The sequence below is a fragment of the Pontiella agarivorans genome, from assembly GCF_034531395.1.
In the GTDB taxonomy this organism is placed as follows: domain Bacteria; phylum Verrucomicrobiota; class Kiritimatiellia; order Kiritimatiellales; family Pontiellaceae; genus Pontiella; species Pontiella agarivorans.
Genome location: NZ_JARVCO010000010.1, coordinates 34088 through 46248 on the forward strand (window position 1 = coordinate 34088; position 12161 = coordinate 46248).

The window sequence follows — 12161 nt, forward strand, 5'->3', positions numbered from 1 at the left end:
AAAAGGGCATGGGTGCCTTTCATCAATTGTTAACTGATCAACCGCTGATCACACTTTTTGCGGTCATCGCATCCGGGCTGTTGCTCGGCAATGTAAAAATCAAAGGGCTGAACCTTGGAAGCTCCGGCGTCCTGTTCACCGCTCTGCTGGCCGGTCATCTCGGCTACGCCATTCCCGGCGGCGTCGGGAAGCTTGGACTCTTACTGTTTGTCTACTGCGTCGGAATCGGAGCCGGCGACCGCTTTTTTGCTTCATTGGCCCGCGAAGGGGCGAATCTGGCGAAACTGGCGGTCCTGATTGTAGGGCTCGGCGCGCTGGTTACTTATGGCGGCGCCTCCCTGCTTCACCTTCCGCCCGGACTGGCCACCGGTATTTTTGCCGGCGCATTGACCTCCACACCGGCACTGGCGGCCGCGACTGAAGGACTCGCCATGCAGGGCGGCGGCGATGCGGTTTCGATCGGCTACGGTATTGCCTATCCGTTCGGCGTGATTGGTGTTGTTCTTTTTGTGCAGGTTCTTCCGCGTATTCTCCGCATCGACCTGGATGCCATTAAAGATGATTCACCGAATGCCAATACAAACCGGGTTCAGACGGTCCTGGTTGAAGTGACCAATCCGAACCTTTACGGAACGAAGATTTCTGAATCCGGCGTCACCCAGTTTAATGCCGTGCAGGTGACCCGTGTCCTCAAAGACAACTGCCTCGTCCCCCTGAGCTACGAAGACGAATTCGAAGAAGGACAGCATGTCCTGATTGTAGGCCGCCAATCCGAAATGAAGATGGCCGTCGAATTTATCGGGGTGAAAAGTGACCGAAGAGTCCTTAAGGACGCTGAGAATGAGCGGCAGGACATTGTGGTAACCTCCCCGAGCTTCACCGGCCAGAAACTCGGCGACAAAGCGCCGTTGCGCAATTACGGCGTGGTCGTCACCCACATCAACCGCCTCGGCCTCGAATTTGTACCCAACGCGGATACCATTCTTGAACGGCATGACCGGTTGAACTGCGTCGGCCGGGCGGATGATATTAAAGAATTTGCGGTCGCAGTGGGCCACCGCTCTAATGCCATTGATGCCACCGACCTGCTGTCGCTTTCCGTCGGTCTGACCCTCGGCATCATTGCCGGCCTGATGCCGATCGGATTTCCCGGCGCCACACCGATCACACTCGGCCTCGCCGGCGGTCCGCTGCTGGTTTCATTGATTCTCGGCCACTTCGGCAAGGTCGGCCGGATTGTCGGCTTCATTCCGCGCCCCACCCGCATGCTGCTGCAGGAACTCGGTCTTGTTTTCTTCCTGGCCAATGCCGGGGTGAAAGGCGGAGCCCTGCTGGTGCCGACACTGAGAGAACACGGGCTGATCCTGTTCCTGCTCGGTATTGCGGTATCATCGCTCCCGCTGATTGTGGCCTGGCCGATTGCCACGAAATTCTTCAAAATGAATGCACTGCAGTCGCTCGGCGGCATCTGCGGCGGTATGACCTCCACGCCGGCCCTCGGCGCTATTACCGCAAAAACCGATTCCACCATCCCGGTGGTCAGCTATGTTTCGGCCTATCCGGTTGCACTGATTATCATGATCATTGCCTCGAAAATCCTGATCAAATTTATCGGCGCCGGATAAACCCGCCTCCAAAGGCTGGAATCTTCCAGTCTTCGGAAAAGCGTCCCGACACACCGGGGCGCTTTTTTTATTTCTTCCGGGCATTGGATATTTATTCGCCGTGAACGGTTTCCGGGATTTCGCGATAGAAAAGAATGAGAATGATGGCAATGCCGATCGCTTCCCCCAGAACCGCCTGCGCGGCGGGATAGGGACCGGTGTACCAGGCAAACAGCGCAAAAGAGAGCCCGGTCACAGTAATGACCCCGAAAGTGAATGTGGCCGTGATACTGAAAGGATCCTGCCACTCCTCGCGCAAATGCCGCAGCCAGCCGAAATACTGATAACCCATCAGAATGAACACCGTGTAGGTCAGCCAGGAATAATCCTGAAAGGCATGAACCATCATGAACGCATCATAAAATCCATGAACCGCAACGGCAAGCACCAGCGTGGTCAACGCATACTGAATGTCTTCGCCGCGCTGGTAAATCGCACGTGTCAGCGTCAGGCCGCACATGGCCGTTAATGCAATGTGCAGAAAATTGGCGGTGGCAAAACGGGCAACGGCGCTCAGCCCGGCCGAAGCGCTGAAATAGTTAATGTTTTCTTCAATGGCAAAACCCAAGCCCACCAGCCCGGCAATCGTTAAAACCGCCAGATCGCTTTTCCGCCGAAGGAACGGAATCAGCGGAACAAAAAGCAGCAGTTTAAGCACCTCTTCCTTCAATCCGATGGACAGGCAGTACAGCAGTTGACGGTACACGCCCTCCCCGAAACCGAAGTCCATTTGATATTCCTGCCAGAATACCACCAGCAGCGTGGCATGCGCCGAAACCGCCCCGAGCACCAGCGCCGGAAGAATAAATTTCCAAACCTCGGAAAACGATCCGTTGAACCGGATCAGCACCGTGGTCCAGATCAGACCGGAAAGGAGCGCCAGAAGGACGGTCGCCGGAAGAATATCCTCATAAGCCGCCGGTATCAGCGTTTTAAAAATCATCGGCCAGTCGAGTCGGCTCAACGCAATATCCTGCAACACCCAGGCGGTGAAAAAAACGCGATATTCCTCATCGCGCGCCAGCGCATCGAGAATATCGTATTTCTGCATATCGAGGTAGATATCCACAATACGCTCCCGCGCATAGTCCGGATTATACCGCTCCACTTCACGGTAAAGCGCGCTGATCTCGCCCTCTTTGTCACCTTCATTTTCGAGCGCAACGGCAAGGGCAAAGTTGGCATCCGGCGGTGCAGCATTTTCGGCAAGGATCTTCAGCGGTTCAAAATTTTCTTCCGAACAGGCCGTCACCATCGCCTCGGCAATCGCCTGCTGATGAGGATTCAGATTTCCAATAACGGGAAGCGTTACCGGCGCATCGGGCTCGATATAATAAAAGAGATCGGCGATATCCATCATTTTCACATGGAACTCTACATCCGATTTCAGACTCTCCACCAACGCCTGCATGACGCTGTCCGCCGGCACCCGCCCATCGATCAGATCCCCGTCAACCGCATCGCCAAAGAGCTCAATGGGCATTGATGAGGAAAAAATACTCTGATAGCGGTCGAGCCGCTGCGTATTTAGAAAACTGATCCCGGTCCCCAGCGCCAGCAGCAGTATCGCCAGCAACGCCGAACTTTTCACCAGAAAAGGCATGCTGCGTGTTTTTTGAAAGAGATCCCGTTTATTCATCATCATTCCCGCGGTTCTTCAAGCTGTGGTTATACATACCTTCGTTTCCAATCCTTGGGAAACAAATCAGGAGCCTAAAGTCCTTTTTTCACGTTCTGTTTCTCCCATCACCGTACTGTTTTCGCAAACCTATAAATAAAAATCAGATCCCTTTTCGCACGCAAATCAAATAAAAATACAAAAAAATAAATTCCCTTAAAATGCCGTTATACAAGGCGTATTTCGCATTCTATGAGGAATTTATGGCGACCCTACAAAACTAACCCCTTGACAGTTTTCGAAAACACTCCTATATGTTTTCGTGAACATATAAGGAGGACCAGATGACAAACACAACAAGCTATAAAGGGACTACAAAACCTGTTTTCGATAACTTTAAAGCAGTATCCCCCCTGCGGATGCTCCCGTTGCTGCTGCTTTCCACCTGGCTATCAGGACCGGATGCCACGGCGATGAAAGCCGTACCGATGCAGGAAAATGACGATTATGCCTTTGGAATTTCCGGATATCTCCGAACCGGAATCGGCACCAGTAAGGGCGGCAACACGCAGGCGGCTTTTCAGGCACCGGGCCCGCAGAACAAATACAGCCTGGGCAATCAGGCCGACACCTACGGCGAGCTGGAATTTGACTATGTGCAGTATCTGTTCGATGACAAAAACAAAAATATCGAAGGGGTCTGGATGGTTTCCGGCTGGGAGGCTTTTGACAGCGATTCCATGACCTATAACCTGACCGAGCAGCTCTACGGCCGCGCCAACAACCTTTTCGGAAACGAAATCGACCTCTGGATCGGCCGCCGTTTTTTCGAGCGGCAGGCAATTCACATGCTCGATCGCCAGTGGAACAATCCGGGTCAGGCCGGCGAGGGCCTCGGCATCGAAGGCCTGCTCGGCCATCAGCCCGGCGAACACGACCTTAAACTGACCCTGTTTCATTTTAAGGATGACGATGTAATTTCATACGTGAACGGCGAACACAACCGCCTGCACACATATGCCTTCGATGCGCGCTGGGTGAAATATCCGCTCAATGACCGCTGGGACCTGAATGCCAGCACCACCTACAGCATCCGCATGGAAAACGAGGAGCTGGGCTATCAAACCAAACACGGTTTCGGAGCATCGGCCTGGCTCGACTACCTGAACGGCGATTTTTCCAACCAGGCCGGGCTGGTCGTGCGCCAAGGGGCGAATATTCCGATCAACCACTGGAACAGCGCATCGGTGCGTGAAAATCCCGGCACCTTCAACGGCGATCCGGACTATGTGGAAAATGATCTGGATAAGGCCTACAGCATCGAACTGAACAACAACTGGCTCTATGATAATCAGGAAAGCTGGGCGCTCAATATCGTCAGCATTCTGCAATACCGGAACCACGGCACCGCACCGTATGAGGAAGGATCGGCCCCTGCCGCGAACCTCGGCGATGACGAGTTCTGGTTCAGCCTCGGCGGCCGGTTCATCTATTATGTCACCAAACAGTTCCGCCTTTCGATGCAGCTGAGCAACGACTATGTCGACAACCGCCAGAAAGACATTGCCGGCAACCTGAGTATGATCACGTTCACTCCCGAATTTTCCCTGGCAAAGGGATACTATTCCCGCCCGGTTCTGCGCCCGTTCGTCACCTATGCCACGTGGAGCGGCGATTTCCGCGGCGAAATCGGAAACGGTCCGGGCAGCGCGCCCTATGGAAACGACACTTCCGGCCTGACCGCCGGCGTCCAGTTCGAAATCTGGTGGTAATCAAAAAGGAGGAAAACCATGAAAACAGCAACCCGATCCACAGCAACCTTAACGAAATCAACTCGAGGAAAAACCATGAAAACAACCCTTACAGCACTGATCACCGCCCTCGCCGCTTCCACCCTTGCACAGCAGTATTTCGTGCAATCCCCCGGCGGAAACAACACCATTGAAGTCTACACCGAAGGCGGACTTGCCTACCAGGTGCGCCATAACAAGGTAATGGTCACCACGCCCTCGCCGATCAGCATCACGATCGATGGAAAAAAATATGGCGAAACCGCAGTGGTCACGAACAAGAAAGAACGCAGCGAAGACCGCATCCTCAAACCGGTTGTAAAAGAAAAACGCGCCGAAATCCGCGACCGCTACAACGAACTCGAACTGACCTTTGAGAGCGGCTACGGGGTAATTTTCCGCGCATTCGACAACGGTGTGGCCTACCGCCTGTTCACCGAACTCGACGGTGAGGTCCTCGTGGAAGCCGAGGAAATTGTCTACAACTTCACCGGCGATCATCCGGCATCCGTCCCGGTTTCCGACGGTTTTTTCTCCCACTATGAACGCGGCTACACCAACCTCACCATCAGCGCACTCGGTGATATTATGGCCTGCCTGCCTTCCATGGTAACGCTGGAGCCCAATCTGAAAATCGCCCGCGAAACCGAAGTGAAGGTCGCCATCACCGAAGCCGATCTCGACAGTTATCCGGGATTTTATCTGGTTAAAGGGGCTGAAAAAAACCAACTCGTTTCCACCTTCCCCCACTACCCGAAAACCACCTATCAGCCGACCGACCGCGACATCAAAATCGGCGAACGCGAAAACTTTATCGCCCGAACCACCGGCAGCCGCGCATTTCCATGGCGCCTGATGGTGATTACTGATGAAGATCGGGAACTCATCAACAACACCCTCGTCTATCAGCTCGGCCCGGAGCAGGCGATTGAAAACACCGACTGGATCAAACCCGGAAAAGTCGCCTGGGACTGGTACAACATGAACAACATCGAAGGGGTTGACTTCAAAGCCGGTATCAATACCGAAACCTACAAATACTACATCGACTTCGCTTCACAGTACGGCCTTGAATACATCATCCTCGATGAAGGCTGGTACGACATAAAAACCAACGATCTGCTCGATCCGGTTGATGCCGTCGATGTGCAGGAACTGATTCGCTACGGAAAAAAGAAAAACGTCGGCATCATTCTGTGGGTCACCTGGACCGCCCTCGAGGAAAATGCGGACACCGCCTATGAAGCCTTCGCGAAATGGGGCGCCAAAGGGATCAAGGTCGATTTCATGCAGCGCGACGACCAGCCGATGGTCGATTTCTACAGCCGCTGCGCTGCGGAAGCCGCAAAACACAAACTGCTCGTAGACTTCCACGGCTCCTACAAACCCGCCGGTCTTCGCCGCGCCTACCCGAACGTCATCACCCGCGAAGGCGTCCGGGGCCTGGAAAACAACAAATGGGAAGGCATGTTCTCCAACCCGGAATACTGTCTGGAAATGCCGTTTCTCCGCATGCTGGCCGGCCCGGTGGATTACACGCCCGGCGCCATGGCCAATGCTCAGAAGGAAAACTACAACGCCGTCTGGAACCGCCCGATGTCGCTCGGAACCCGCGCCCATCAGTTCGCCATGTATGTGGTTTACGAAAGCCCGCTGCAGATGCTGGCCGACGCTCCGTCATCCTATCTGAAGGAACCGGAAGTGATGGAATTTCTCGCTCCGGTCCCGAGCGTGTGGGATGAAACGGTCGTGCTTGATGCAAAATACAGCGACTATGTGGTCATTGCCCGACGCAACGGCGACACCTGGTATGTCGGGGCCATGACCGACTGGACCCCCCGCGACCTGGACGTTGATTTCTCGTTCCTCCCCAAAGGAAAATACACCATCGATATCTGGCAGGACGGAGCCAATGCCGACAAACGTGCCACCGATTACAAAAAGGTCTCCACCAAAATCAAAGCCGGCGAAAAAATGAACATTCACCTGGCTCCCGGCGGCGGCTGGGCAGCCATCATTAAACAGAAATAACCGAATACCTCGGCATGAACGCCGCCCGGAATTCATCCCGGGCGGCGCTTTGATTCCGCACAAAAAAAACTCTAATCTCCCGGCAATGAATCCCACCGTCATACTTTCTTTCCTGGCCTTCACCGGATTCGTCCTGCTGTACACCCTCTGGAAAATGCGCGGCAGCCGGCGCGACACCAAGGACGGCTATTTTCTGGGCGGGCGCAGCCTGACCGGAGGCCGGATTGCCGCATCGCTGATTCTGACCAATCTCGGCGCGATCAGCTTTGTCGGTATGAGCGCGCAGTCCTACACCCACAACATGAGCGTCATGGGCTGGGAAGTCACCTCCGGCATCACCCTCGTCCTTGTTGCGCTGCTGCTCGTTCCCCGCTATCTCAAACAGGGCATCACCACCATCCCCGATTTTCTCGAAAGCCGCTACGACTCCGGGGTCAAACGCTTCGTCACCACCCTCTTCCTCTTTCAGTACATCATCAACATCCTGCCCACCACCCTCTATGCCGGAGCACGCGTGCTGAACGAAATTTTCAATCTGCAGCAGATGTTCGGCCTTTCCGAATTCACATCCCTCGCCATCATCTCCGCCGCCATCTGCCTGCTCGGCTTCTTCTACTCCGTCTTCGGCGGCCTCAAAGCCGTGGTGATTGCCGACTCCGTCAACAGCATCGGCCTGCTGATTGGCGGCCTGCTGATTCCAGTCTTTGGAATTCTGGCCCTCGGCGACAGCTTTGACGAAGGCCTCAACCACCTGCTCACCGCCGCCCCCGAAAAACTGCAGGGCATCGGCAGCGCAACCGACCCGCTGCCGTTTTCCACCCTGTTCAGTGGTCTTCTGCTGGTAAATCTCTACTACTGGGGCACGGACCAGTCGATTATTCAGCGCGCCCTCGGCGCAAAAAACCTGGCCGAAGGGCAGAAAGGCGTGCTGCTCGCCGGCGGCATCAAGGTGTTTACGCCGCTGCTCCTTATAATTCCCGGGGTTATTGCCTTTCATCTCTTCGGGCCCGATGCGGGGAATCCGGATTCCATGTATACACGCCTTGTACACACGGTACTGCCGAAGCCGCTTGTCGGTTTTTTCACGGCCGTCATGTTCGGGGCCGTGCTCAGCACCTTCAACGGCGTACTCAACTCCTCTTCCACCCTCTTTGCGCTGAACGTCTATAAACCGCTGTTCGGCAAAGGGAAAACGGGCCGCCGGCTCGTTCACGAAGGCCGTTTTTTTGCCATGATCATTGCGGTCATTTCCACCGTCATCGCCCCCTTTATTATGTATGCCCCCGAAGGCCTCTTCCAATATCTGCAGCTGGTTGCCGGCTTTTTCAGCGTTCCGATTTTCACCATCGTCTTTGTCGGCTATGTCTCAAAACGCGTTCCCGCCGTTGCGGCAAAAATTGCCCTGACCGTGTTTGTTGCGTCCTATGCCCTGATGCAGCTTGTCTTTAAAACCCCGCTCCATTTCCTCCACCAACTCGGCCTTCTTTTTGCAGGCTGTTCCGCTCTGATGTTCATCATCGGAGCAATCAAACCGCGCCGCACCGACTACGTACTTCCGCTCCATCACGCGGTCGACATCACCCCCTGGAAACACCGCCGCAGTGCCACTGCGATCATTCTCTATCTGGTCGGCGGCGCCTACCTTCTGTTTTCAGACCTCGGCCTGCCCGCAGAAAACACACTGCCGCTCAAAATCTACGGCGGTCTCGGCCTGGTCCTCCTCGGCATTGCTGTTTTACGGAAAATAAAGCGATAGCATCAACCGCTTGTTTGCGAAAACAGCACGATCTATACTGCAGAACATTAATTTTTAAGATCACAATCGATAACCGGAAACACATGAAAAACAAAGTCACCTTCAAAGATGTTGCCCAACTCGCCGGCGTTTCCACCCAAACCGTATCGCGCGTCACCAACAACAACGGGTATGTTAACGAAAAGACCCGCGCGAAAGTACAGGCCGCCATCGACAAACTCGGCTATGTGCCCAACAAAAGCGCCCAGCTCATGGGGCGAAAAAAAGCCGATGTTTTCGGCGTCATCACCCTCGATATCAGTTTTCAGGGGGCCTCACGTATCGTCGAAGGCATCCGAAACGAAAGTAAAAAAGCCGGATATGCCATTTCACTCGCTGTGCTGGATGATGAACCCGATGCTCTCGAAAATGCTGTCCGGGACATGAAATCGCAACAGGTGAATGCCGTCCTGATCAATGCGCCGGTCTCCCGTGAACAGGCGGAACAGCTCGTTCACAAACATGCCCCGCTTCCGTTTATATTCATTGATGCCCCGCCGGATTCACAGGTTGATCACGTTATGACCGATCACAGCGCAGGCGGACGGATTGCCGCTCAGCTCATGATACAGCAGGGCCGCACACGTTTTGCCTTTCTGAACGGACCGGAGCACTCACCGGCCGCCCGGTTACGGCGGGCAGCCTGGCTTACCGTGATTAACGAATCCGGTGCCACACTGATTGCCGAAGAAACGGGGGACTGGTCGGCCCGCAGCGGTTACCAGGCGGGCTCAGCACTGATCGCCGGCGGACAGGCTTTTGATGCGCTGCTGATTGCCAACGACCAGATGGCGCTCGGTGCGCTGCGCGCCTGCCGCGAACACCGGATTGATGTCCCCCGCCAGACGGCGGTCATCGGTTTTGACGACACGGCAAACAGCGAATTTTTCTGTCCGCCGTTGACTACGATTCGGCAGAATTTTCTGGAAATCGGTCACCAGGCGGTCACTGAAGTACTTGCCTGCATGAAAGATCCCGAAAAGGAAGCCGTCCGAGTGGACGTACCTGTTGAACTGATCGAACGCCAGAGCACAGCCCCCGCTGAAAGCCCGGCAGACAAAGCCGCCCGGTTGGAATCTCTGCTTTCCGAACTGAAACAGGTTTTATAAATCGTCCGGCTCCCAGCCGAAACGGCGGAGATCGATCCGGTCGTTGGAAAAGACAATGCCTTCCGCTTCGAGCCGTTCACGCTGCTCTTCATAGCCGAACCCGGGTTTCAGCGCAATCATACCCCGGCTGTTGACAATCCGCCACCAGGGCAGCTTTTCCTGCTCTGAATATGTGTGCAGCACCCGCACCACCTGCCGCGCCGCCCGCGGGTTTCCGGCCAGTGCCGCAACCCCGCCATAGGAGCAGACGCTGCCGCGCGGAATTTCGCGGATCACCTCAATCACCTCTTCCGTGAACGGCTGCATGCCTATTTCCGCCCGTTTTCACGATGAGCCCGGGCAATTTCAGAAGGCGATGCGTGCAGCGCCTTTACGCGGGGAAGATTCAGTTTAAACCGCAATGCTACAATTCGCGTGATCAGCGTAAAACTGATGGTGATAAAAATCCGCAGCCCTTCCGAACATTGGAACTGGCCGAGCAATACAAACATAAAACCGCCCAGCAGGGCCGCCGAGGCATAAAAACCGGTGGTCAGAATGGCGGGAATCTCGCGGGAAAGCAGATCGCGGATCACGCCGCCGCCACAGGCGGTAATCATCGCCATCATCGCAACCGTCAGCGGAACAGCACCATAAGCCTCGGCCTTGGTGGCACCGATCGCCGCAAAGACACTCAGTCCGACCGCATCAGCCGCCATCAGAACATCCCAGCGCCGGGCAATTTTGGGCGCCGCGAAAAAGACCGCCGCCGCGCCGGCCAGACAAATCAGAATATAGCTCGTATCCGTGAGCGCCACCGGCGGCGTGGCCCCCAGCAGCAGATCACGGATCATACCGCCGCCCACACCGGTGGCCATGGCCAGCACCGCAATACCCAGAATATCCATTTCATATTTTACGGCGCGGAAGGCACCCGACACCGCAAACGCAAAGGTTCCGGCAATATCCAGAATGTGAATCAGTTCCATACCACAACAGCTCTCTTCAATTGGACGGCTTTAAACATTTTCCCCTGCCTCGCATTTCGGACAGACGGAGCAGAATGCATAAAAAAACAGCGACCGGCAAGGGGGGAGCCGATCGCTGTTCTCGAGGCTTTGCAGCCTCTCAGGGAGTTGTTGGTATTTTCGTAGACCCGCAGATTCCCGGTCCGTTCAAAAAAGGTGTGAAAAAGTTTCCCGCGTTTGGAAACCCGCTCTATTCTGCCCTTCCAACCTTTGGAAAAAACAATGCTACCTGCTTTTCTAACCACTCTTTTCTGGAGCTACTGCCTGATTCCCGCCCGGCAGTCCGTGGCGCAGCTCGGCGAAAATGCCGCCAATTTCTGGCGGCTTCTCGCGGGGATGGCCGTTCTGGGACTGCTCGCCCTCTGCGGCGGCATCACACTGAACCACAACGTGTTTTTCTGGTTGTTTATCAGCGGAATCATCGGTTTCGGGTTTGGCGATATCGGGGTCTGGTTTGCCCTTCCGAGAATTGGAAGCCGTCTGACGTTGCTGATGGTGCACTGCATTGCGGCTCCGCTGGCGGGACTGGCCGAGTGGCTCTGGCTGGGCACCACCGTCGGCATCGTTCAGTTGATTTCTCTGGCCATTATTCTCTGCGGCATTGCCCTGGCGCTTGCACCGGAGCGCGAAGAGGAAAAGAAGGCGGACCACCGCTACGGCTCCGGTATTCTTTTCGGGCTGCTCGCCGCGGCCGGTCAGGGACTGGGGGCTGTCTGCAGCCGAAAGGCCTTTTCGGTGTTCGATGAATCCGGAATTTCTTCCGTTTCCGACTACATTTTTCTCGGTTCAACTTCCGGATTTATCCGACTGACCGGCGGCATACTGATTGCCGGGTTATTCTGGCTGATCAGCCGATGGCACACCCGCTGGCGGAGCCCGCCGGATTCACTTCACCAAAACGATCCCCTATCCGGAAAGGTCCGGAACATCCTGCTTTGCGCCCTGGCCGGACCGATTCTGGGCGTCATCTGCTATCAGTGGGCATTGGCCACCACACCCAGTCTGATCGTTCAACTGATTGTTTCCACTTCGCCGCTTGTTATTCTGCCGATGGCCTGGTTTATCGAACACGACCGACCGTCCGGGCGATCGCTGCTCGGAACGGTTGTGGCCGTGCTCGGTGTGGTGATTCTGGCCTGTTTTTAAT

General features: G+C 55.3%; 9 protein-coding genes. 6 read left to right on the forward strand and 3 right to left on the reverse strand.

Translation table 11 applies throughout. From position 1 onward, the window contains the following. Positions 1-8 precede the first annotated feature (8 nt). On the forward strand, positions 9-1625 hold the full coding sequence (locus P9H32_RS07690; protein ID WP_322608308.1) for an aspartate:alanine exchanger family transporter: 1617 nt from the start codon (positions 9-11) through the stop codon (positions 1623-1625). A gap of 91 nt (positions 1626-1716) precedes the next feature. Here P9H32_RS07690 and P9H32_RS07695 read toward each other — a convergent pair whose 3' ends face one another. After that, positions 1717-3309, reverse strand: a complete 1593-nt coding sequence (locus P9H32_RS07695) for a PrsW family glutamic-type intramembrane protease (RefSeq protein ID WP_322608309.1) — start codon at positions 3307-3309, stop codon at positions 1717-1719. A 317-nt stretch (positions 3310-3626) separates the two neighbouring features. On the opposite strand from P9H32_RS07695, the gene P9H32_RS07700 reads away from it, so the two are divergent. The 4 genes from P9H32_RS07700 (at position 3627) to P9H32_RS07715 (ending at position 10007) form a co-directional block, all read left to right on the forward strand. Beyond that, positions 3627-5054: a carbohydrate porin gene (locus P9H32_RS07700; protein ID WP_322608310.1), complete on the forward strand. Its 1428-nt coding sequence runs from the start codon at positions 3627-3629 to the stop codon at positions 5052-5054. Positions 5055-5129: 75 nt separating this feature from the next. Next, the gene (locus P9H32_RS07705; protein WP_322608311.1) at positions 5130-7103 is read left to right on the forward strand and encodes a glycoside hydrolase family 97 protein; all 1974 of its coding nucleotides are present in this window, start codon (positions 5130-5132) and stop codon (positions 7101-7103) included. A gap of 85 nt (positions 7104-7188) precedes the next feature. Further along, positions 7189-8859, forward strand: coding sequence for a solute:sodium symporter family transporter (locus P9H32_RS07710; RefSeq protein WP_322608312.1), 1671 nt, complete (start codon positions 7189-7191; stop codon positions 8857-8859). A gap of 83 nt (positions 8860-8942) precedes the next feature. Continuing rightward, complete coding sequence (locus tag P9H32_RS07715; protein ID WP_322608313.1) at positions 8943-10007, forward strand: LacI family DNA-binding transcriptional regulator; 1065 nt, start codon at positions 8943-8945, stop codon at positions 10005-10007. On the opposite strand, the gene P9H32_RS07720 is transcribed toward P9H32_RS07715, so the two are convergent. Both P9H32_RS07720 and P9H32_RS07725 read right to left on the reverse strand, forming a co-directional pair. Further along, positions 10002-10313, reverse strand: a complete 312-nt coding sequence (locus P9H32_RS07720) for an MGMT family protein (protein ID WP_322608314.1) — start codon at positions 10311-10313, stop codon at positions 10002-10004. The genes P9H32_RS07715 and P9H32_RS07720 overlap by 6 nt on opposite strands. 2 nt (positions 10314-10315) lie before the next feature. Next, positions 10316-10975 (reverse strand): trimeric intracellular cation channel family protein, encoded by a 660-nt coding sequence (locus P9H32_RS07725; protein ID WP_322608315.1) that lies wholly within the window; start codon positions 10973-10975, stop codon positions 10316-10318. Positions 10976-11236: 261 nt separating this feature from the next. Between P9H32_RS07725 and P9H32_RS07730 the strand changes: the two genes are divergently transcribed. Further along, positions 11237-12160 carry a DMT family transporter gene (locus P9H32_RS07730; RefSeq protein WP_322608316.1) on the forward strand — a complete coding sequence of 308 codons (924 nt, stop codon included), beginning with the start codon at positions 11237-11239 and terminating at the stop codon, positions 12158-12160. The last annotated feature ends 1 nt before the right edge of the window (position 12161 follow it).

What these genes read in the sequence shown, in the direction of transcription:
- P9H32_RS07695 (WP_322608309.1), bottom strand. Translation starts at nt 3,309, where the DNA reads ATGATGATGAATAAACGGGATCTCTTTCAAAAAACACGCAGCATGCCT.
- P9H32_RS07725 (WP_322608315.1), bottom strand. Translation starts at nt 10,975, where the DNA reads ATGGAACTGATTCACATTCTGGATATTGCCGGAACCTTTGCGTTTGCG.
- P9H32_RS07730 (WP_322608316.1), top strand. Translation starts at nt 11,237, where the DNA reads ATGCTACCTGCTTTTCTAACCACTCTTTTCTGGAGCTACTGCCTGATT.
- P9H32_RS07715 (WP_322608313.1), top strand. Translation starts at nt 8,943, where the DNA reads ATGAAAAACAAAGTCACCTTCAAAGATGTTGCCCAACTCGCCGGCGTT.
- P9H32_RS07690 (WP_322608308.1), top strand. Translation starts at nt 9, where the DNA reads ATGGGTGCCTTTCATCAATTGTTAACTGATCAACCGCTGATCACACTT.
- P9H32_RS07710 (WP_322608312.1), top strand. Translation starts at nt 7,189, where the DNA reads ATGAATCCCACCGTCATACTTTCTTTCCTGGCCTTCACCGGATTCGTC.
- P9H32_RS07720 (WP_322608314.1), bottom strand. Translation starts at nt 10,313, where the DNA reads ATGCAGCCGTTCACGGAAGAGGTGATTGAGGTGATCCGCGAAATTCCG.
- P9H32_RS07700 (WP_322608310.1), top strand. Translation starts at nt 3,627, where the DNA reads ATGACAAACACAACAAGCTATAAAGGGACTACAAAACCTGTTTTCGAT.
- P9H32_RS07705 (WP_322608311.1), top strand. Translation starts at nt 5,130, where the DNA reads ATGAAAACAACCCTTACAGCACTGATCACCGCCCTCGCCGCTTCCACC.